Consider the following 20,506-nt stretch of genomic DNA (forward strand, 5'->3'; position numbering starts at 1 on the left):
TGTCCGTCACCACCGATGCGGTGAACATGTGTGTGGGAACGGGGTTGGTGGGTATCCGAGGTGCGAACTCGATTCCCGAGGAGAGGTTGTTTGCAGTGACGACGATCGAGAAGTCCGTGGACGTCGAGGTCCCGGTCACGACCGCGTACAACCAGTGGACGCAGTTCGAGTCGTTCCCGCGGTTCATGGAGGGCGTCGAGCGCATCACCCAGGTCACTCCCACCCGGACCCACTGGGTCACCAAGATCGGTGGGGTGACGCGGGAGTTCGACGCGGAGATCACCGAGCAGCACCCGGACGAGCGGGTCGCCTGGCACACGGTCGACGGTCCGCCGCAGGGTGGTGTGGTGACGTTCCACCGGCTCGACGACCGCCGCACGCGGGTGCACGTGCAGATGGAGTACGACCCGCAGACGCTGACCGAGAAGGCCGGCGCGGCGGTCGGCCTGGTCGACCACCGGGTGAAGGGCGACCTGGAGAGGTTCAAGGAGTTCATCGAGGGGCGCGGCGCGGAGACCGGCGCGTGGCGCGGCGACGTGAGCCGCCCGCCGCAGGCCGGTGAGACCCGCCACGACCTGCCCGACGCGGGCCGTCCGGGAGACCCGCTGCGATGAGCACCCGGGCGGTCCCGTGGCGACGGAGCTGGTCGGACCCCCCGATCCCCCGCCCCCGACCGCCCGTGGACGGCAGCTGACCGGACACGGTTGACCGAAGAGCCCCGCGGCCCCGGCCGCGGGGCTCTTCGCGTGCCCGACCACCACCGCCGGCGCCGCCCGACTGCCACCTGCCGGGACCACACCTGCGCTCATCCCACCGCTGCCCACCCCGGCCACCCGCTCCCGCTCGGTCCCCGCCGCACCGGCCGGCCGCTCCTTCTCGGCTCCACTCCCCGCACCGTCACCCTCAGTTGCGTGCTCCTCGTCGGCCGCAGCGCACTGCACCGCTCACCCGCACCGCTTGGCCCGCGCCCTGCACCCCCGCGCCCTGCCCGCCGCCGTGCGGCTGACCATCTGCCCGTTCGTGGCGAGATGTCCCTCCCTCTCGCCCCCTCAGGCATGCGAAAGGCCCGCGGGCGGGTCCGCGGGCCTCTCCGGGCATGGCGTGCGGCGGTCAGCCGTCCTTCAGCCGCTCGAACAGCTGTCCCACCGAACGCCGCAGCGCCGAAGCCGCGTCACCGAGGAGCGAACCCGTCTCGGGGCTGCCGTTCGCCGGCCGCTCGCCCACCTCGGGTTCCACGTCCCGGTCCAGCAGCTCCCGCAGCACCTCCAGCACCACCTCCGGGTGCCCCAGCGGCACGGGGGCGGCGAAGGTCTGGGCGGAGCTGATCAGGTCCTCGTGCCGGCGGATCAGGTCGCCGACGCCGGAGCCCGCCGCCGCGCCCGCCACCAGGTGCACCGGCACGGCCCGGTCCGCGAACTCGGACAGCACCTCGTCCACCTCGTGCCACGGCTCGTCCGTCGCGGGCAGCCGGCACCACATCACCTGGAGGTGCTCCGTCAACGGCCGCCACGTGCCGGGCAGGTCGCCGTGCCGGCCGACGCCGGCCGGGTCGAGCACGACCACGGCGGGCGCGTCGGGCGGGCCGGCCCACACCACCGACGGGCCCTCGCTCCTCGGTTCCTCGTCCATGCGGCTACACCTCCACCACTGCGGGTTCCACGCAGTACACGGTGTATGCCGATCGGATGACCGGTTGTGCCACGTTGCGCACCCGCACGCCGCCGGGCGTCATGCCGTGCTCGTTGCCGAAGTGCGCGTGCCCGTGCACGGCCAGGTGCGTGCCGTTCGCGTCGATCGCCTCGCCCAGCAGGTACGAGCCGAGGAACGGGTAGATCTCCGGCGGCTCGCCGCGCAACGTGTCCGGCACCGGCGAGTAGTGCGTCAACGCCACCTTCACGTCGGTGTCGAGGGTGCCCAGGGCGGTGCGCAGGGAGTCGGCGATCTCGGTGGTGTGCCGGATGAACGCCTTCATCTCCGGCTCGCCGAACGCGCTGCCGCACTTGCCCGCGAACCCGCCGCCGAAGCCCTTCACCCCGGCGACGCCCAACGTGTGGCCGTTCACGCCGATGGTGGTGGCCTCGCCCTCCAGCACGGTGATGCCCGCGTCGCGCAGCACGGCGGTCACCTCGTGCGGCTTGTCGTCGTGGTGGTCGTGGTTGCCCAGCACCGCGACCACGGGCACCGGCAGCCCTCCGAACTCGTCGGCGACCACCCGCGCCTCGGACACCGTGCCGTGCCGGGTCAGGTCACCGGCCAGCAGCAGCACGTCGGCGCAGTCGCCGAGCTCCTCCAACGCGGGCCGCAACCGCCCGCGCGCGTCCTCGCCCAGGTGCACGTCACCCACCGCGGCGATGCGGATCATCGAAGCTCCTCTCGGCCGACCGGGGCTTCGGACGGCACCACTTTCACGTCGTCGAGCACGGTCAGCTCCGGGGCCACGTCGTGGATCACGGCTTCGAGCTCGGCGCGGCGCTCGGGGCTGGCCACGTCACCGGACAGCAGCACGTGGTCGCCGCGCACGGTGACCCGCACGCCCAGCTCGGTGGTGCGCGGGTCCTCGGCCAGCGCCTGGCGCAGCCGGGCGGCGAGGTATTGCTCTGCGGTCATGGGACGCTCCTGGTCAGCGGGGCGGGCAGCAGGTCGAGGCGTTCGACCAGCACGAGGAACGCCTCGGCGTACGGCGAGTGCTTGGTGGCTTCGCGGACGCGCTCCCAGTCGATCTGCTCGCGCAGCGCGCGGGCGAACGGCAGCAGCTCGCTGAAGTCGCAGCGATGCCCGTCGAGGACGAGCAGCTTGCCGATCAGCACCTCGGTGGCGGGCATGACGGGCAGGACCACCGAGCCGACCTGGAGCTCTTCGGCGCGGGACAGCGTCTCGTCGGTCACCGGGACCTCGTTGGGCCGGAACAGCAGGTCCACCAGCGAATCGCCGTCGTAGACCTTCAACAGCCAGTCCTCGGGAGGTGTCGCGGCGCGCATGCCCGCCGACACGAGCGCTCTCACCGCCTCGCCGGCGTCCTGTTCCCGCACCAGGATGTCGACGTCGTGTTCGGTCGCGGGCCCACCTCTGGCGTACACCGCGCACCCGCCCGCGAGGGCGAACGGGATCTCTTGCGCGCGCAGGGCCTTGGCGACTTTGGTCAACGTGCGCAGCAGCTCGTCTTGGACACCGCTCATGCGTGGTGACTACCCGTACGGCTGGGTGTTCACACGGCGGCGGGTAGTCACGTCGACACGGGGTAGTCCACTCGGTATGACTGCCACACCGCCCGACCCGGACCCGGCCCGCACCCCCGGACTGGAGCCCGGTGGCGGGGTCGCGCCCGGCGAGACACCGCCCGACTCCGGTCAGACCTCCGGCCTGTCGCACCCGCAGCCGATGCCGTCGCGGCGCGGCCCGATCATCACGCTGGTGGCCGTGCTGGTCATCACGCTGCTGACGGTGGCGTTCGTGGTGGCGCAGGTGATGGGCTGGACGAACCTGTTCGAGGGGTCCTGACGCGGGTCAGGGCCGCAGCGGCGGGCTCGGGGCCAGGCCCTCCTTGCGGGCCAGGCCGTCGAGCAGTTGCCGGAGGGTGTCGCGCGCGTTGTGCCGGGGCGCCCAGCCGAGCCGGGTGAACGCCTTGGTGGCGTCCAGCAGCGGCACGGTGAGGGCCAGGTCGACCCAGCCGTGCGAGGTCGGTTGCAGGCGCAGGTGCCAGCTCACCCGGGCCGCGGTGCGCAGGGCGGCCGGGGGGATCGGCACGTGCCGCGCGCCCATGACCTCCGCGAGCACCTGCGGCGTCATGACCGGCTCGGACACCAGGTTGAACGCGCCCTCCGCGCGGGTGGTGAGGATGCGGGCGAGGGCGTCGGCCACGTCGTCCGCGTGCACGAACTGGAGCACCATCGCGCGCGGAAGGGGCAGCACGGGCAGCTTGAGCCGGAACAGGGCGTGCGGGACGAGCGGGCCGAGGAAGTAGCGCTTGATCTCGGCGGCGGCGTCCGGTTGCAGGACCAGACCGGGGCGGACGCGGGTGACGGCGAGCCGGGGGTGGTCGCGCTCCACCTGGTCCAGCAGGTGCTCGACGGCGGCCTTGTGCCGGCTGTAGTAGGAGTTCACCAGGCCGTCGGTCGGCCAGCTCTCGTCCACGGTGTGGTCTTTCGCGGCCGGCGAGTACGCGCCGACGGACGACATGTGGACCAGGTGCGGCACGCCCGCCTTCGCGGCGGCGGTGAACACGCGGTCGCTGCCCGCGACGTTGGTGCGGTAGAGGAGCCGTTCGTCGTGGCTCGGCTGGATGAGCCAGGCCAGGTGGACGACCGCGTCGGCGTCGCGGAACGCCTCGGCCAGCGGTTCCTCCGCGCCCTCGCGGCTGATGTCGACCGGGGTCCAGCTGATGGTGTCGTAGGGCGGTTCCACCTCGGGCGCGCGGCGGGAGATTCCGTGCACGGCGACGTCCGGTTCGTCGGCGAGACGGCGCAGCAGGGCGGTGCCCAGATTGCCGGTGGCGCCGGTGACGACGATCCTCATGGCGGTCGGGTACCCGCGCGGGCCGGGTGCGACACGGGGAGGTCGGGTGCTGGAGGCGGCGGGGTGGGGGTTGCTGGCCGGGTCGGCGCTGCTGGTCGGGGCGCTGGTGGGCTACCTGGCGCGGGTGCCGCGCGGCGTGGTGGCCGCCGTGATGGGGTTCGGCAGCGGCGTGCTGATGTCGGCGGTGTCGTTCGACCTGATCGCCGAGGCGCACGAGCTGGGCGGGCTGCTGGCCACGGCGCTGGGCGCCGCCCTGGGCGCGCTGGTCTACACGGCGGCGAACGTGGCGCTGGCCAAGCGGGGCGCGCGGCACCGGAAGCGCTCGGGCGGGTTGCAGCCGTCGGAGTCGGAGCAGAGCGGGTCGGGCACGGCGATCGCGGTCGGCGCGCTGCTGGACGGCATCCCCGAGTCGGTGGTGATCGGCGCGAGCCTGCTGAGCGGCGGCGGCGTGAGCGTGGTGACCGTGGCGGCGGTGTTCATCAGCAACGTGCCGGAGGGCCTGTCGTCGGCCGCGGGCATGCGGCGGGCCGGCCGGTCGCGGCGGTACGTGTTCGGCCTGTGGATCGCCATCGCCGTGGTGAGCGGCCTGGCGTCGATGGCCGGGTACGGCCTGCTGGCCGGCGCCGCGCCGCAGTGGCTGGCCGCGATCACGGCGTTCGCCGGTGGCGCGATCCTGTCGATGGTGGCCGACACCATGATCCCCGAGGCGTTCGACGACGCCCACCTGCTGGTCGGCGTGGTCACGGTGGCGGGCTTCCTGAGCGCCTTCGCCCTGTCGCACGTCTGAGCGGCGGTCAGCCCGACGACGGCGGCGCGGGGATCGGGGACCTGGCCAGCGCCGTGGCGACGGCGTGGAGGTTGGCGGCCATGGCTCGGCCCGTGCTGCGCGACCACTCGTGGCCGTGGTCGGTGTCCGGGTAGTCCGGGCCCGGTCCCGGGCCCATGTTCCAGTAGGTCCACGCCTGGCCGGGGATGGTGTAGCCGATGTCCCCCAGTGCGCCGGCCACCTCGCTGATCACGTGGTGCGCGCCGTCCTCGTTGCCGGTCACCACCACGCCCGCGACGCGGTTGCAGGCGACCGGGCGGCCCTCGTCGTCCTGCTCGGAGATCATCGCGTCCATCCGCTCGATCACGCGCTGCGCGATGGACGACGGGTGCCCCACCCACGTCGGCGTGGCGACGACCAGGATCTCGGCGTCCAGCAGCGCCTCGTGGATCACCGGCCACTCGTCCCCGTCACCCAGATCGGTGACGACACCGGGCGGCACGTCGTGGTCCGCCACCCGGAACGTCCGCACCTCGACGTCGCGCTGCTCCAGCGCCTCGACCACGACGTCGGCCAACAACTGCGTGTTGGACCCCTCGGGCGACTTCTTCAACGAGCAGTTGAGCACCACGGCCCTCATCACGGGCACCTCCGCGTCCGGTCGGCCACCGGGTACCCGCCGCCGCGGTGAAAATGCGTTGCCGAGGCCGCCCGGGGGTGTGAAGGCTCGGGCCCGTGGTCGACATCCCCGACGGGCGCGCCGGCATCGACGCCGCACTGGTCCAGCGGCTGCTCGCGCGCCAGTTCCCGCAGTGGGCCGGGCTGCCCGTGACGCCGGTCGAGGTGGACGGGTGGGACAACCGCACGTACCGGCTGGGCGACGACATGACGGTGCGGCTGCCGACCGCCGAGGGGTACGTGCCGGCCGTCGGGAAGGAGCACCGGTGGCTGCCGGTGCTCGCGCCGTCGTTGCCGGTGCCGGTGCCCGTGCCGCTGGGCCTGGGCGTGCCCGGCGAGGGTTACCCGTTCCCCTGGTCGGTGCGGCGGTGGCTGGACGGGCGCACGGCGTCACCCGAGCGGGTCGGGGACCTGGTGGCGTTCGCGCTGTCGGTCGCCGACTTCATCCGCGCGTTGCAGCGCGTGGACGCGACGGGCGGGCCGGCGGCGGGCGCGCACAGCTTCCACCGGGGCGCGTCACCGGGCCACTACGACGACGGGACGCGGCGCGCGCTGGCCGTGCTGGACGGTCGTGTCGACGTCGCACGGGCGACGGCGGTGTGGGAGGACGCGTTGCGCGCGCCGGAGTGGTCCAGGCCGCCGGTCTGGTTCCACGGCGACATCGCGCACGGCAACCTGCTGGTCGACGACAGCGGCACGTTGACCGCGGTGATCGACTTCGGCACGTCCGGGGTCGGCGACCCGGCGTGCGACCTGGTGATCGCGTACACGATGTTCTCCGGGGAGAGCCGGGAGGCGTTCCGCGAGGCGGTGGGGCTGGACGACGCCACGTGGGCGCGGGCCCGGGGTTGGGCGCTGTGGAAGGCCCTCATCACGCTGGCCGGCGCGACCGGCCCGGAACAGGCGGACGTGCAGCGGCACGTGGTCGCGGAAGTGCTCGGCGACGCGCCGTGAGAAGGGAAGAAGGGGCGCCCCCGCGGCCGGAGGCGCCCCTTCTTGCTCGGTTCAGCGGTTGACGGTCAGGTCGCGGGCGGCGGCGTAGCGCTCCCGCACCCACGGAGTCGGCTCGGCCTCGACCGAGGTCGACGCCAGGTCCGACCACAGCGGCGGGGTGTCCGCGCCGCCGACCGCCCACGCCGCCTGCCTGGCCGCGCCGTCGGCCACGTACTCGCTCGGCGACGGCACCAGGACAGGGCAGCCGAAGACGGCGGGCGCGAGCTGCTGCACGGCGGGCATGCGCGCCCCGCCGCCGATCAGCAGCACCCGCTCGACCGGCATGCCCAGCGCGCGCAACGCGTCGATCGCGTCCGCCAGGCTGCACAGCAGGCCCTCGACCGCGGCGCGCGCCAGGTGCCCCGGGGTCATGGTGTCCAGCCGCATGCCGTGCAGCGCACCGGTGGAGTCGGGCTTGTTCGGCGTCCGCTCCCCCTCCAGGTACGGCACGAACACGAGCCCGTCGGCGCCCGCGGGCGCGCTCAGGGCCAGGTCCGACAGGTCCGCCAGGTCGACGCCCAGCACCGACGACGTGGACGTGAGCACCCGTGACGCGTTGAGGGTGCACACGAGCGGCAGGTGGCCGCCTTCCGCGTCGGCGAAGCCGTTGACGATGCCGGTGCCGTCGGCAACGGGGTTCGGCCAGCGCGCGAACGCCGTGCCGGACGTGCCGATGGACACCACCACGTCACCCGGCTGCGCCTGCACGCCGAGGGCCGCGGCCGCGTTGTCGCCCGCGCCCGCGCCGTACCGACCGCCGACCAGGTCCGCCGGGCCGACCACGCGCGGCAGCGCGACGACCTTGCCCAGGGCCAGTTCGAGCAGGTCCGGCCGGTAGTCCTCTGTGGACGGAGACCAGTAGCCGGTGCCGCTGACGTCGCTGCGGTCGGTGGTCAGCGCGTCCAGCGACGTGCCGCCGGACAGCTTCCACGTCAGCCAGTCGTGCGGCAGGCAGACCGCCGCCGTGCGGGCGACGGACTCCGGCTCGTTGGTCGCGAGCCACCGCAGCTTGGTCACCGTGAGCGAGGCGACCGGGACGCTGCCGATCGCCTCGGCCCACTCGTCCGGACCGCCCAGCTCGGCGGTGAGCTCGGCCGCCGCCCCCGCGGAACGGGTGTCGTTCCACAGCAGCGCGGGCCGGACGACCTCGCCCGCCTCGTCGAGCGTGACCATGCCGTGCTGCTGCGCGGCCACCGACACGGCGGCCACGTCGTCCAGGCCGCCCGCGTCCGCGATGGCCGTCTGGAGCGCGTCCCACCAGGCGGAGGGATGCACCTCGGTGCCCGTCGGGTGCGCCGCACGCCCTTGCCGAACAAGGGCGCCGGTGTCCGCGTCGCGCACCACAACCTTGCAGGACTGGGTGGACGAGTCGACGCCCGCGACGAGCGCCATCAGCGCGCGCCCAGCAGGTGCTCGGTCGCCAGCTGCGCCAGGCGCACGAACCCGAAGCCGCGCTCGGCGGCGGTGGACGGGTCGAAGTCCTCGCCCTTGAGGAAGTCGGCGATCGACTCGCCCTCGTTCAGGGTGGGCTCGGCCAGCTCGTACACGCCGCTGTACTTCATGGCCTCCTGCACCTCGGGGTCGGCGCGGAACGCCGCCGCCCGCTCGCGCAGGAGCTTGTAGGTGCGCATGTTGGCCGCGGCGCTCTCCCACACGCCGTCGAAGTCCTCGGTGCGCAGCGGCTTGTAGTCGAAGTGCCGGGGGCCGTCGTAACCGCCGTTCTCCAGCAGGTCGACCAGGAAGAACGCGGACAGCAGGTCGCCCTGGCCGAACACGAAGTCCTGGTCGTAGCGCGGGCCCTTCTGGCCGTTGAGGTCGATGTGGAAGAGCTTGCCCTGCCACAGCGCCTGGCCGATGCCGTGCACGAAGTTGAGGCCCGCCATCTGCTCGTGGCCGACCTCGGGGTTCACGCCGAACAGCTCGTGGTGCTCCAGCGTCGAGATGAACGCCAAGGCGTGCCCGATCGTCGGCAGCAGGATGTCGCCGCGGGGCTCGTTGGGCTTGGGCTCCAGCGCGAAGCGGAAGCCGTAGCCCTGGTCGACCGAGTACTGCGCGACCGTGTCGACGGCCTCGCGGTAGCGGTCGAGGGCGGCGGCCACGGGCTTGCCCGCGTCGACCTCGGAGCCCTCACGACCACCCCACATGACGATGGTCTGCGCGCCGAGCTCGGCCGCCAGCTCCAGGTTGCGCAGCACCTTCCGCAGCGCGAACCGGCGCACCGAGCGGTCGTTGCTGGTGAAGCCGCCGTCCTTGAACACCGGGTGGGTGAACAGGTTGGTGGTCACCATGGGCACGACCATGCCGGTCTCGTCCAACGCCGCCCGGAAGGCGGAGACCCGCTTGCCGACCTCGGCCGCGTCCGAGCCGAAGGGGAACAGGTCGTCGTCGTGGAACGTGATGCCCCACGCACCGAGCTCCGAGAGCTTGCGCACCGCCAACGGCACGTCGAGCGGGGGGCGGGTCGCGTCGCCGAACGGGTCGCGTCCCGGCCAGCCGACCGTCCACAGGCCGAAGCTGAACTTGTCCACGAGGGCACCTCCAATAAGTTTGATGCCTGAACTTATCGCACTCAGCCGCTAGTATCCAGTGGTGTCCAGACCACAGCCCGCGAGCCAGCACACCGTGCGACGGCACAACTCCGCACTGGTGCTCGACGCCATCGCCGAGGCCCCCGGGTCGTCGCGCGCCGCCGTGGCCGCCCGCACCGGACTGACCAAGGCGACCGTGTCCAGCCTCGTCGACCGGATGATCGGCGCGGGGCTCGTCGCCGAGGGCGAGGCGCAGGCCAGGTCCGGCCCGGGGCGGCGCGGCACGGCGCTGCACCTGTCCCCCACCGGGCCGCACGGGCTCGGCGTCGAGATCGGGGTCGACTACCTGGCCACGTGCCTGGTCGACCTCACCGGGCGGGTGCGGGCGCGGTGGGTGCGGCCCAGCGACAACCGCGCGTCCAGCCCGGCCCGGGTGCTGGCCAAGGTGGCGACGGCGGTGCGCACGGCGACCAGGCAGGACGTGCCGATCGGCGGGGTGGGCGTGGCCGTGCCCGGCCTGGTGGAGGTGGCGGGCGGGTCGTTGCGGCTCGCGCCGAACCTGGGCTGGCGCGAGGTCGACATCCGGGGCGAGCTGACCCGCCGGCTGGCGCTGGACGTGCCGGTGCTGGTGGGCAACGAGGCGAACCTGGCCGCGCTGGCCGAGCTGTGGCACGGGGACGTGGCGACGGACTTCCTGCACATCTCGGGTGAGATCGGCATCGGCGCGGGCATCGTCGTGGGCGGGGCGCTGTTCGAGGGCGTGTCCGGGTTCGGCGGCGAGATCGGGCACCTGTCGGTCGACCCGCGCGGGCCGGCGTGCGCGTGCGGGTCGCGGGGGTGCCTGGAGCGGCTGGCGGGGCAGGACGAGATCGTGCGCGCGGCGGGCGTGCCGGGGGTGGACGAGCTGCTGGCGCGGCTCGCGGCGGGTGACCGGACGGCCACGACGGCGGTGCGCTCGGCGGCGCGGTGGCTGGGCGTGGCGCTGTCCGGGGCGGTGAACCTGCTGGACCTGCCGACCGTGGTGCTGGGCGGGACGTACGCGCGGTTGGAGCCGTGGTTGCAGGAGCCGCTGCACGCGGAGCTGGACCGTCGCGTGGTGAGCGCCGAGTGGTCGCCCGTCCGCGTGGTCGCGTCGTCGCTGGGCGCGGAGGCCGCGATGCGCGGCGCCGCCACCACCGCCGTCCGCGCGATCCTCGCCGACCCCGACCCCTACGTGACCTCCGCCCTGTCCTGAACGCAGAACTCGGGGGTCCTGAGCGTTCGACTCGCGGGTGCTGAACGTAGGACTCTCGCGTGAGTCGAACGTTCAGGCCCCGAGAGTCGAACGCTCAGGTCCCGCGAGTTCTGCGTTCAGGTGGGACAGCAGGGCGTGGTAGGTGTGAGTTGGGTCACCCTCGACGGAGTGGATCACGTAGGGGTGACGGGCAGCGATGACGGTTTGCAGGTTGTCGTACATCGCGGACAGCTCGGCGGGGGTGGCCCGGACGGTGCCGCGCTCGGCGAAGCGGCGGATCGCGTTCTCGCGGGAGTCGTGCAGGACGACCTCGTAGTAGGGCACGCCGAGCTCGGCGGCCAGGGCGGACAGGCGGTCCAGGAACTCCGGGCGGCCCAGGAACTGGGGCACGACCACGTCGTGGCCGGACGTCAGGTGCACGCGGGCGGCGGCGATGGCGATGTCCCGCGCCAAGCGGCCCGCTTCGCCCGGGTCACCGGCGATCAGGTCGCGCACCCGGTCCACGTCCAGCGCCAGCGCGGGCGGGTGGTCCTCGGCGTAACGGCGCGCGATCGTCGACTTGCCGCATCCCGGTGGGCCGTTCAGGGCGATCAGGCGGGGCACCCCGCCGAGCCTAGCGGCGGGGGACGGTGCCCCCTGGTCACCGCCCCCGCACCACACATCCTGCCGATCACCGGTACACGCCGGGGTACACACCGCCGTGTACCGGAATCACTACGCTGTGTCCTGTGCGTTTCGGGGTTGCCGGGTCCGCTGGAGGTTCGCGACGGCGCGAACCGGCTGATAGCACCCTCCCGCCGCAAGGAACGCGTCCTGCTCGCCGTCCTGCTGCTCCGCGACGGCACACCCACCTCCGCCGACGCCCTCAGCGACGCGTTGTGGCCGGAGGCCCTGCCCCGCTCGGCCGGCGCGAACCTCAAGACCTACCTCTCCGACCTGCGCCGCCTGCTGCGCGACGGCGGAGCCGTGATCGACACCCGACCCGACGGCTACGTGCTGCGCGTCGACCGGGACGCCCTGGACGCGACCCGGTTCGAGGACCTGGTCGCCGAGGGCCGGGAAGCGTTGCGGGACAAGAGGTTCGACGTGGCCACCGAACGGCTGACCCGCGCGCTCGGCCTGTGGCGCGGCCCGGCGCTGGACGGCCTGCCGGTGCCGGAGCTCGTCCGGCCGCGCGTCACCGTGCTTGAGGAGCTGCGGCTCGCCGTGCAGGAGGACAACGTCGACGCCCGCCTGGCCCTGGGCCAGGAAGCGGAGCTGTGCGGCGAGCTGTCCGCCCTCACCGGGCAGCACCCGCTGCGGGAACGGCTGTGGGCCCAGCTCATGCTCGCCCGCTACCGCACCGGGCGGCAGGCCGAGGCGCTGGCCGCCTACCGGTCGTTGCGCGAGGCGCTGGCCGCCGAACTGGGCATCGAGCCCTCCCCCGCCGTCAAGCGCCTGCACGTGGAGATCCTGCGCGCCGACCGGGCGCTGGACCGCGCGCCGCTGCTGCCCTCCGCCGTCGTGCCGCGCCGGCCCCCGGCCGCCGTCCCCGACTTCACCGGCCGCCGCGCGGCGCTGCGGGAACTCGACCGCCAGGCGGTCCGGGCCCGGGACGACCGGGCGGGCGCGACGGTCGTCATCTCCGCCATCGCGGGCACGGCGGGCGTCGGCAAGACCGCCTTGGCCGTGTACTGGGCGGACCGGGCGCGCGAGCTGTTCCCCGACGGCCAGCTCTACGCCGACCTGCGCGGGTACGGCGCCCTGCCGCCCCGACGCCCGCTCGAAGTGCTCTCCCGCTTCCTGCACGCCCTGGGCGTGCCGCCCGAACGGGTGCCGCCGGACCTGGACGAGGCCACCGCCCTGTACCGCAGCACGCCGGCCGACCGCGCGGTGCTCGTGGTGCTGGACGACGCGGCGAGCGCCGACCAGGTCCGCCCCCTGCTGCCCGGCGGCTCCGGCTGCCTCGTCGTGGTCACCAGCCGGGACCGGATGGCGGCCTGGTGGCCCGGGAGGGCGCGGGCCGCATCGCGCTGGACGTGCTCACGCCGGCCGAGTCGGTCGAGCTGCCGGGCCGGCTGCTCGGGCCGGACCGCACCGCGGCCGAGCCGGAGGCGACCGCGGAGCTGGCCGCCCTGTGCGCGCACCTGCCGCTGGCGTTGCGCATCACCGCCGCCCACCACGCGGGCGGCCGGATCGCCGACCACGTCGCCGAGCTGCGCCGCGGCAACCGCTTCACCGCCCTGCACGCCGACGAGGACACCGCCGTGCGGGCCGCGTTCGACCTGTCCTACAGCGCGCTGCCCGCGCCGGCACGGAGGTTGTTCCGGCTGGTCGGCCTCATCCCCGGTCGGGACTTCGACGTCGAGGCGGCGGCGGCCACGGCCGACGTGCCCGTGCCGCGTGCTCGCGAGCTGCTGACCGCGTTGACCGACGCGCACCTCTTGCGCGAGGACGCGGGCCGGTTCTCGGCGCACGACCTGCTGCGCTTGTACGCGCGGGAACGAGCGGCCGCCGAGGAGACCGACGACCGGCGGGACGAGGCCGTCCGCCGCCTCTACGACTGGTACCGGGACCGGGCGCTGGCCTCGGCCGCCGTGCTGTACCCGGACATGTCCCGGCTGCCCGGACCGCCGCCGCCCGCGCTGTTCGAGCACGAGAACCAGGCGTCGGCCTGGCTGGACGCCGAACGCGCCAACCTGGTGGCCGCCGTGCTGCACGCCGCCGAGCAGCGCGCTGCGCGCCGCCCAGGCCGAGGACGAGCCGGTGGCGCAGGCCGCAGCCGAGCTGAGCCTGGCGAACCTGCGGTTCCTGCGCGCCGAGCACGCCGCCGCGATCGAGCACTCGACGCGGGCGCTGCGGCTGGCCGAGGAGGGCGGCTGGCCGGACGGCCAGGCGTCGGCGCACAACAACCTCGGCGGCATCCACCGCCAGTCCGGGCACCTCGCCGAGGCCGCCGAGCACTTCGCCCGCGCCGTCGACCTCGACCGCCGCAACGGCCTGGTCGCGGGCCGGCTCGCGGGCCTGAACAACCTGGCCATCGTGGCGTGGCAGCTGGGCAGGCTGGCCGAGTCGACCGAGTACTTCACCGAGGCGCTGCGGCTCAGCGACGACGCCCGCGCGCCGCAGGCCATCGCGCTGGCCAAGGGCAACCTCGGCGAGCTGTGGCACACGCGCGGCGACCCGGACTGGGCGACCGCGTACCTGACCGAGGCGCTGCGCATGCGCCGCGAGATCGGCGCGCGGGTGGCCGAGGAGGGCAACTTGACCACGCTCGCCGCCGTGCACAACGACCGGGGACGACTTCCTGGAGGCCGAGGCGCTGATCGGGCTGGGCCGGGCCGAGGAGGCGCTGGCCATCGCGCGCCGGGCCGGGTACCGCGTGGTCGAAGCCAAGGCGCTCACCGCGCTGGCCCGCACCGCACCCGCCGGTGCGGCCGTCCTGCACGCGCGGCAAGCCCTTGACCTGCACCGGAGCACCGGTCACCTGGCCGGGGAGGCGCACACGCTGCACCTGCTCGGCCACCTCGAACCCGAGCACGCGCGAACACACTGGCGAAGTGCGCTCGACCTGTTCACCCGAATGCAGTCTCCCGAAGCGGACGCGCTGCGGGCGCTCGTCTGACAGCCTGGACGGCACGTTTGTCGGTGCGGACAATCGTCGTGAGACTGCCAGGGGGTGGACCGGTTGCCGCGTGGAGAGCGCCCGTTGGACGTCGGTGACAGCCCGTTGCTCAGGTTTGCCGCCGACCTCCGGTCGCTGCGGGACAAAGCGGGCGGGCACAGCTACCGGCAGCTGGGCGCGCGGGCCCACTACTCGGCGACCACGCTGTCGGACGCGGCGGGTGGGCGCAAGCTGCCCACGCTCGCGGTGACGCTGGCCTACGTGCGCGCGTGCGAGGGCGACGTGGCCGAGTGGGAGGACCGGTGGCGGCAGGTCGCCGCCGAGGTGCTGCCCAGCCCCGAGGCCGGTCCCGACGAGGGCCACCCGCCGTACGCGGGCCTGGCGGCCTACGGCACCGAGGACGCCGAGTGGTTCTTCGGCCGCGACCACCTGCTGGACGAGCTGGAGCAGCGCATCGCGCACCGCCGGTTCGTCGCGGTGTTCGGCGCTTCCGGCGCGGGCAAGTCCTCGCTGCTGCGCGCCGGGCTGGTGCCGCGGGTAGGCGGCCGGGTCGTGGTCACCTCGCCCAGCGAGTCCGCCGAGCCGGACCTGGACGTCGACCTGCTGATCGTGGACCAGTTCGAAGAGGTCTTCACGCTGTGGCCGGACGCCGACCGGCGCACCGCGTACGTCGACGCCCTGCTCACCGCCCGGTGCAAGGTCGTGATCGGGGTGCGGGCCGACTTCTACGGGCACTGCGCGCAGCACCCGGCGCTGGTGGAGGCGTTGACCGACGGCCAGCTGCTGCTCGGGCCGATGGGCCCGGAGGAGCTGCGCCAGGTGATCATGCAGCCCGCCGTGAAGGCGTCGTGCACGGTGGAGACCGCGCTGGTGTCCCGGCTCATCGCGGACGCCACCGGCCAGCCGGGCGTGCTGCCGCTGATGTCGCACGCGTTGCTGGAGACCTGGCGGCGGCGGCGCGGCACCACGATGACGCTGGCCGGCTACGAGGCCGCCGGCGGAATCCAGCACGCCATCGCGCAGACCGCCGAACGCACCTACACCTCGCTGGAACGGCACCAGCGCGCGTTGGCGCGGCAGGTGTTCCTGCGGCTCACCGCCCTGGGCGACGGCACCGAGGACACCAAGCGGCGGCTGCCGCGCGCCGAGCTCGACCACGACGTGGACGTGGACGTGGTGCTCGACCGGCTCGCCCACGCCCGCCTGCTCACCCTGGACCGCGACAGCGTGGAGATCGCGCACGAGGCGCTGATCCGCTCGTGGCCGCGGCTGCGCGGCTGGCTCGCCGAGGACCGCGAGGGGCTGCGCACCATGCGCCGGCTCACCGAGGCCGCCGCCACCTGGGAGTCGCTGGGCCGCGACCCGGACGCGCTGTACCGGGGCTCGCGGCTGGACACCGCGGTGGAGTGGACGCAGCGCGACGGCGTGCGCACCAGCGCCCAGGAGCGCGACTTCCTCGCCGAGAGCCTCCAGGCGCGCGACCGGGAACGGCTGCTCGCGCACCGGCACACCCGCAGGCTGCGCCAGCTCGTGGCGCTGCTGGCGGTCCTGCTGCTGCTCGCGGGCACCGCCGTGGTGCTCGCCATCACCTCGCAGAAGGAGGCCGCGGCGGGCTGGAAGTCGTCGGCCGCCTGGTACGTGGCCAACCAGTCGCAGGGGCTGCGCAGCAGCGACCCGCAGCTCGCCGACCAGCTCGCCATCGCCGCGCACCAGCTCAACCCGAACGACGAGACGCGCAACGGCGTGCTCAGCGCCCACGCGTCGAGCGAGCTGAACGTGGCCGGCCGGGCCGCCTTCGCGTCCGCCCAGGCCCTCAGCGACCCCGACCTGCAACCGGACCCGGACCGGAAGACGCCCGTGTACGTGCTCGGGCCCGCCGACGAGACGGTGACCTCGATCGCCGTCAACGACGCGGGCCAGGCGTTCACCACCACGTTGGTGGACGGCGCGGCGAAGATCTGGGACGTCACCGACGTGACCGCCGAGGTGGTGCGCACCTTCGACTTCCCGGTGGAGCGGATCGCGTTCGACCCGGCCCGCGCCCGCACGCTGGTCACCGTGTCGGACACCGCCGCGGTCGCGGTGTGGGACTGGTCCGACCCGGCGAACCCGGTGGAGGCGGCCCGGCTGCCCGGCCACGCGCGGCCGCTGGTCGGCTTCGTCTACAGCCCGGACGGCGAGGTCGTGGTCACCTTCGACGCCATGGGCGTGGTCCGGCTGTGGGACGTGACCGACCCGAGGCTGCCGGAGCCGGTCACCGAGGTGGACACCGGCCAGGACGTCACCGCGGCGGCCCTGTCGCACGACCGCCGCACGCTGGCGCTCGGCTCGGCGAAGGGCGAGGTCCGGCTGTACGACGTGACGGACCGGTCCGAGCCGGTCGAGCTGTGGTCCGGCAAGGCGCACCGGGGCGCGGTCCAGGCGCTGGGCTTCCACCGGCTCGGCGACGCGCTCGCCACCGTGGGCACGCAGGACAAGGTGGCGCTGTGGGACGTGTCGGACCCGCGGCGCGCGGTCGAGCGGGGCCGGATCAACGGGCTCACCGAGGGCGTCTACGCGGTGGGGTTCGGCTCCACCGCGACCAACGTGGTGACGTCGAAGTCGAACGGCACCATGCGGTCCTGGGAGTTCGACTTCGACACGGCGGTGCGCGAGATGTGCGACGGCGTGACCACCCACATCACCCGCGAGGAGTGGCAGCAGTACGTGGGCGCGGTCGGCGCGCTGGAGTACAGCCGCCCGTGCAGCTGATTGGCGGGCCGACCCGCGGCGGCGGATAATCTCCGGATGACCACGCCGCGGGACGACGACCGCACCGAAGCGCTGCCGACGAGCCCGATCCCGGACGGACCGCCCGTGGTGGGTCCGCGTGGGCCGGGCGCGGTCGAGCCGTCGGTGACCGGCACGCCGGAGCGCAAGGCCGGCACCCGGGCCAAGCTGAGGCCGACGCGGATCAGCGGCACGTGGGTCGCCGTGCTGGCGTCGATCGTGGTGCTGATCGTGCTGCTGGTGTTCATCCTGCAGAACCTCACCGACGCCACGGTCCACTTCCTGGGCGCGGAGGGCACGCTGCCGCTGGGCGTGGCGCTGCTGTTCGCGGCGATCGCCGGGGCGATCCTGGTGGCCCTGGTCGGCGCAGCCCGGATAATGCAGCTGCGCCGCCAGGCCAAACGAGGGCTGCGCTAAGTCGTCCTCAGACCGAGGAACAGGACCTGCCGTTCAGCTGGAAGCCGGTGGGTGCGACGTTGCTGCCCTGCCAGCTCGCCTGGAATCCGAAGTCCACCGAGCCACCCGCTGCGATGGTCCCGTTCCAGCCCTCGTTGGTCACCGTCACGGCCGCGCCGCTCTGCGACGCCTTGCCGTTCCAACTGTTGGTGATCTGCTGGCCGTTCGCGAACGCCCAGCGCAGGCTCCACCCCGTGAGCGAGGTGGCACCCGTGTTGGTGATCCTCACCGATGCGGTGAAGCCACCTCCCCACTGGCTGGAGACCTGGTAGCGCACCGAGCAGCCGGGTGGCGGCTGGTCGGTGACCGTGGTCGTGCCAGTGGTGGTCGTGGTGGTGGTGGTCGTCGTCGTGGTCGTGCTGGTCGGCGACGAGTCCGTGGGGTGCGTGTTGGTGCTGCTGGTGCCGCCGCTCGGCTCCGCGACGAGGATGCCCCGGCCGTTAATGCCCAGGTAGACGCGGCCGTAGACGCGCGGGTCGCCGGTGATCGCCTCGCCCATGTTCCCGTACTGGTGCGCGTCGTCGTTGATGCGCACCCAGTGGCCGCCCTCGTCGTCGGACCGGTACACGCCGGTCTTGCCGTCGATGGTCAGCACCCCGTACAGGGCCGGGTAGGTCTTCTCCAGCGCGCCCTTGCCGAAACCGATGTTGACGCCCGACGTGACGCCGGCGAGCGCGCCGACCGTCCGGCCGCCGTCGGTCGAGCGGAACAGGCCGCCGTCGCCGGCCAGCCACAGGTGGCCCTCGTGACCCGGCACGGCGTGCAGCTTGCCCGCGTCGGCGGTCGCGCCGGCGGTGAACGTCGCGCCGCCGTCCGTGCTGACGTAGACCGTGTCGCCCGCCAGGCCGTAGAACCTGTTCGGGTTCACCCGGTCGGACTCGACCACCGCGCCCGCCGGGATGCCGGTGGACGGCGACCAGGAGGTGCCGAAGCCCGTCGAGTGGTGCACCGCCGCGCCGGCCGGGCTCCACACGAACCGGCTGCCGTCCGCCGCCGCCGCGACCGTGCCACCGCCGGTGACGCCGCCGGGCTCGCCGCCCGCGAACCAGTTCGCGCCACCGTCGGTGGAGAACGCCACGTGCGGCGAACCGTCCACGTTGCCGGAGCGGACCATCACCGACGGGTTCTTCTCGGCGAAGTCCATGCTGGTCGTGCTGGTGAAGTTCGGCTGCTGGAACATCATCGCCGGCACCTCGGCCAGGTCGGTGTGCCGGAAGCCGCCGATGTCACCCAGGCCGCTGATCAGCGGCGCGCCGGTGGGCGGGCTGATCAGGTCGAGCACCGCGGTCTCCTCCAGCCCCGCGGCGGTCGGCTTGATGGTGATCTGGCCGCCGGCGTCCCACTTGAGCAGGTCCGTGGTGCCGTAGACGGTCGCGCCCGTGCCGTACAGCATGCGGTTGGAGTCGAACGGGTCGATCTCCAGCGACTCGACCATCCAGCCCAGCTTGGGCGTGACCTCGGGTGGCTGCGGGTTCGCGCCCCAGCTCAGCCACGGCGAGGAGCTGATGTCCATCTTGTAGCGGAAGCTGCGGTTGGGGTAACCGGTGAAGTCCCAGGCCCGCGTCCACGTCGCGCCGCCGTCCGTGCTGCGGAAGATGATGATGTCCGGCCACCAGGAGATCTGGGTGGCGACCATCAGCGTGTTCGGGTTCTGCCGGTCGACGGTCAGGCCGCTGTAGCCGAAGTAGTCGTCCGCGCTGGTGGAGGGGACGGGGCTGATCCGCGTCCACGCGCCGGTGGCGGTGTCGTGCTTCCAGACGTCGCCCTTGCCGCCGTCGTACGGGCCGCCGGTGTCGCTGGTGGCCAGGTAGAGGAAGCCGCCCTCGGTGTCCAGCACGCCCTTGTGCGCGATGTAGCCGGTGGGCTGGCCGGCGAGCCGGGACCAGGTCGCGCCCGCGTCCGTGCTGCGGTAGACCGTGTTCTCCTTGTCGGCGACGCCGACGTAGATCGTCTTGGACGGGCTGCCCGCCGTCGAGGAGCGCGGGTCGTAGGTCACCCAGACCACGCCCTGGATGTCGTTGGCGTAGCCGTTGGCGTCGTTGGGGTCGGCGACGTAGTTGCCGGGGTTGGGGAAGCTCGCGACCGGCGACCACGTGACGCCCGCGTCGGTGCTGCGCCACAGGCCCTTGCCGCTGGGCGCGCCGAAGTAGAGGACCCGGCCGTCGTTGGGGTCGACCGACAGCCGCTCCCCCATGCCGCGGCCCGGCATGTTGCCGCCGATCTTGAACGGCAGCTCGGTGCGCTGCCAGGTCCGACCGCGGTCGGCGGAGCGCAGGATGGCGCCGTTGTCCGGGTCCCAGCTGTTGGTGTACATGCCGACGGCGGCGTAGACCTTGTCGGCGTTCCCGGGGTCGGGCGCGATGCTCGCGACACCGTTGTAGCCCCACTCGTCCCAGCCGACCCAGTCGAGCAGCGGGATCCAACGGCCGACCGCCTGGTCCCACCGGTACGCGCCGCCGATGTCGGTGCGGGCGTAGATGAGGTCCTTCTCCGCCGGGCTGAACACGATGCCGGGCACGAACCCGCCGCCCGCGATCTCCACGTTGCGCCAGTTGTGCGGCTGCGCGGGCACGGCGGCGGTGGTCGGCGCCGCGGGACTCGCCGCGGCGGTGACCAGCACGACGCCGAGCGCGGCCAGTGCCGCGGTGGTCAGGGCCAGCAGCCGCTTCATCGCTTCACTCCGCGGGCTCGGGACTGGACCGGCTCGGGCGCGGCCGAGGCGGTGGGGGCGGTGACGGCCGCCGGGGAGGTGAGGACCGGGGCGGCGGGGAGCGCGGGCCGGAGGTCGACCGGCAGCGCACGGGACGGCCGCGAGGCGTGCGGCTGCGGGGGCTGCGAGTGCGCCGGATGTCCTGCCGGGACGGCGTTTCGCACGAACTGTCCGGTTCCCCGGCGGCTCGGCTCGGCAGTGCGCACGGCAACGGCGCTGCCGAGCACCGCGAACCCGCCGATCCCTCCGCCCGGTA

20 protein-coding genes are annotated in these 20,506 nt (G+C 73.7%); 9 read left to right on the forward strand and 11 right to left on the reverse strand.

The window, feature by feature from the left end; translation table 11 throughout:
• Positions 1–95 precede the first annotated feature (95 nt).
• A complete protein-coding gene (locus ACIQMJ_RS17305) occupies positions 96–614 on the forward strand; it encodes an SRPBCC family protein (protein WP_499761965.1) in 519 nt (172 codons plus the stop codon).
• 496 nt (positions 615–1,110) lie between these two features.
• Here the strand turns inward: ACIQMJ_RS17305 and ACIQMJ_RS17310 are convergent, their stop codons facing one another.
• The 4 genes from ACIQMJ_RS17310 to ACIQMJ_RS17325 are packed head-to-tail and all read right to left on the reverse strand — an operon-like array spanning position 1,111 to position 3,176.
• Positions 1,111–1,629, reverse strand: coding sequence for a hypothetical protein (locus tag ACIQMJ_RS17310; protein ID WP_499761966.1), 519 nt, complete (start codon positions 1,627–1,629; stop codon positions 1,111–1,113).
• Positions 1,630–1,633: 4 nt separating this feature from the next.
• Complete coding sequence (locus tag ACIQMJ_RS17315; protein ID WP_499761967.1) at positions 1,634–2,362, reverse strand: metallophosphoesterase family protein; 729 nt, start codon at positions 2,360–2,362, stop codon at positions 1,634–1,636.
• Entirely contained in the window at positions 2,359–2,607 is a 249-nt protein-coding gene (locus ACIQMJ_RS17320; protein ID WP_073895388.1) for a BON domain-containing protein, read from the reverse strand. Before ACIQMJ_RS17320 ends, ACIQMJ_RS17315 begins: the two co-directional genes overlap by 4 nt.
• Positions 2,604–3,176 (reverse strand): nucleotidyltransferase family protein, encoded by a 573-nt coding sequence (locus ACIQMJ_RS17325; protein WP_499761968.1) that lies wholly within the window; start codon positions 3,174–3,176, stop codon positions 2,604–2,606. The genes ACIQMJ_RS17320 and ACIQMJ_RS17325 overlap by 4 nt, the downstream gene beginning before the upstream one ends.
• A 76-nt stretch (positions 3,177–3,252) precedes the next feature.
• On the opposite strand from ACIQMJ_RS17325, the gene ACIQMJ_RS17330 reads away from it, so the two are divergent.
• Positions 3,253–3,498, forward strand: a complete 246-nt coding sequence (locus ACIQMJ_RS17330; protein ID WP_499761969.1) for a DUF6480 family protein — start codon at positions 3,253–3,255, stop codon at positions 3,496–3,498.
• 6 nt (positions 3,499–3,504) lie between these two features.
• Here the strand turns inward: ACIQMJ_RS17330 and ACIQMJ_RS17335 are convergent, their stop codons facing one another.
• The gene (locus tag ACIQMJ_RS17335) at positions 3,505–4,512 is read right to left on the reverse strand and encodes an NAD-dependent epimerase/dehydratase family protein (protein WP_499761970.1); all 1,008 of its coding nucleotides are present in this window, start codon (positions 4,510–4,512) and stop codon (positions 3,505–3,507) included.
• Between ACIQMJ_RS17335 and ACIQMJ_RS17340 the strand changes: the two genes are divergently transcribed.
• Entirely contained in the window at positions 4,511–5,299 is a 789-nt protein-coding gene (locus ACIQMJ_RS17340; protein ID WP_499762455.1) for a ZIP family metal transporter, read from the forward strand. The two genes, ACIQMJ_RS17335 and ACIQMJ_RS17340, sit on opposite strands and share 2 nt — an antisense overlap.
• Before the next feature lie 7 nt (positions 5,300–5,306).
• On the opposite strand, the gene ACIQMJ_RS17345 is transcribed toward ACIQMJ_RS17340, so the two are convergent.
• Positions 5,307–5,918 (reverse strand): flavodoxin family protein, encoded by a 612-nt coding sequence (locus tag ACIQMJ_RS17345; protein WP_499761971.1) that lies wholly within the window; start codon positions 5,916–5,918, stop codon positions 5,307–5,309.
• A gap of 95 nt (positions 5,919–6,013) precedes the next feature.
• On the opposite strand from ACIQMJ_RS17345, the gene ACIQMJ_RS17350 reads away from it, so the two are divergent.
• Positions 6,014–6,910, forward strand: a complete 897-nt coding sequence (locus ACIQMJ_RS17350; RefSeq protein WP_499761972.1) for an aminoglycoside phosphotransferase family protein — start codon at positions 6,014–6,016, stop codon at positions 6,908–6,910.
• Positions 6,911–6,961: 51 nt separating this feature from the next.
• Here the strand turns inward: ACIQMJ_RS17350 and ACIQMJ_RS17355 are convergent, their stop codons facing one another.
• Together ACIQMJ_RS17355 and xylA are read right to left on the reverse strand one after the other, a co-directional pair.
• A complete protein-coding gene (locus tag ACIQMJ_RS17355) occupies positions 6,962–8,341 on the reverse strand; it encodes a xylulokinase (RefSeq protein WP_499761973.1) in 1,380 nt (459 codons plus the stop codon).
• Complete coding sequence (gene xylA, locus ACIQMJ_RS17360; RefSeq protein WP_499761974.1) at positions 8,341–9,477, reverse strand: xylose isomerase; 1,137 nt, start codon at positions 9,475–9,477, stop codon at positions 8,341–8,343. The genes ACIQMJ_RS17355 and xylA overlap by 1 nt, the downstream gene beginning before the upstream one ends.
• Positions 9,478–9,538: 61 nt before the next feature.
• On the opposite strand from xylA, the gene ACIQMJ_RS17365 reads away from it, so the two are divergent.
• On the forward strand, positions 9,539–10,711 hold the full coding sequence (locus ACIQMJ_RS17365; RefSeq protein ID WP_499761975.1) for an ROK family protein: 1,173 nt from the start codon (positions 9,539–9,541) through the stop codon (positions 10,709–10,711).
• Positions 10,712–10,783: 72 nt separating this feature from the next.
• Here the strand turns inward: ACIQMJ_RS17365 and ACIQMJ_RS17370 are convergent, their stop codons facing one another.
• Entirely contained in the window at positions 10,784–11,314 is a 531-nt protein-coding gene (locus tag ACIQMJ_RS17370; RefSeq protein WP_499761976.1) for an AAA family ATPase, read from the reverse strand.
• Between the two features lie 138 nt (positions 11,315–11,452).
• On the opposite strand from ACIQMJ_RS17370, the gene ACIQMJ_RS17375 reads away from it, so the two are divergent.
• Positions 11,453–13,111, forward strand: coding sequence for an AfsR/SARP family transcriptional regulator (locus ACIQMJ_RS17375; RefSeq protein ID WP_499761977.1), 1,659 nt, complete (start codon positions 11,453–11,455; stop codon positions 13,109–13,111).
• A 136-nt stretch (positions 13,112–13,247) separates the two neighbouring features.
• Here the strand turns inward: ACIQMJ_RS17375 and ACIQMJ_RS17380 are convergent, their stop codons facing one another.
• A complete protein-coding gene (locus ACIQMJ_RS17380) occupies positions 13,248–13,388 on the reverse strand; it encodes a hypothetical protein (RefSeq protein ID WP_499761978.1) in 141 nt (46 codons plus the stop codon).
• A gap of 68 nt (positions 13,389–13,456) precedes the next feature.
• On the opposite strand from ACIQMJ_RS17380, the gene ACIQMJ_RS17385 reads away from it, so the two are divergent.
• The 3 genes from ACIQMJ_RS17385 (at position 13,457) to ACIQMJ_RS17395 (ending at position 17,501) form a co-directional block, all read left to right on the forward strand.
• On the forward strand, positions 13,457–14,155 hold the full coding sequence (locus ACIQMJ_RS17385) for a tetratricopeptide repeat protein (RefSeq protein WP_499761979.1): 699 nt from the start codon (positions 13,457–13,459) through the stop codon (positions 14,153–14,155).
• Positions 14,156–14,399: 244 nt separating this feature from the next.
• On the forward strand, positions 14,400–17,066 hold the full coding sequence (locus tag ACIQMJ_RS17390; protein ID WP_499761980.1) for an nSTAND1 domain-containing NTPase: 2,667 nt from the start codon (positions 14,400–14,402) through the stop codon (positions 17,064–17,066).
• A 36-nt stretch (positions 17,067–17,102) separates the two neighbouring features.
• Complete coding sequence (locus ACIQMJ_RS17395) at positions 17,103–17,501, forward strand: LapA family protein (protein WP_499761981.1); 399 nt, start codon at positions 17,103–17,105, stop codon at positions 17,499–17,501.
• A gap of 7 nt (positions 17,502–17,508) precedes the next feature.
• Here the strand turns inward: ACIQMJ_RS17395 and ACIQMJ_RS17400 are convergent, their stop codons facing one another.
• Positions 17,509–20,211 (reverse strand): cellulose binding domain-containing protein, encoded by a 2,703-nt coding sequence (locus ACIQMJ_RS17400; RefSeq protein ID WP_499761982.1) that lies wholly within the window; start codon positions 20,209–20,211, stop codon positions 17,509–17,511.
• Between the last annotated feature and the right edge of the window lie 295 nt (positions 20,212–20,506).

Origin of the sequence: Actinosynnema sp. NPDC091369 (assembly GCF_044757065.1) — a bacterium.
GTDB lineage: Bacteria > Actinomycetota > Actinomycetes > Mycobacteriales > Pseudonocardiaceae > Actinosynnema.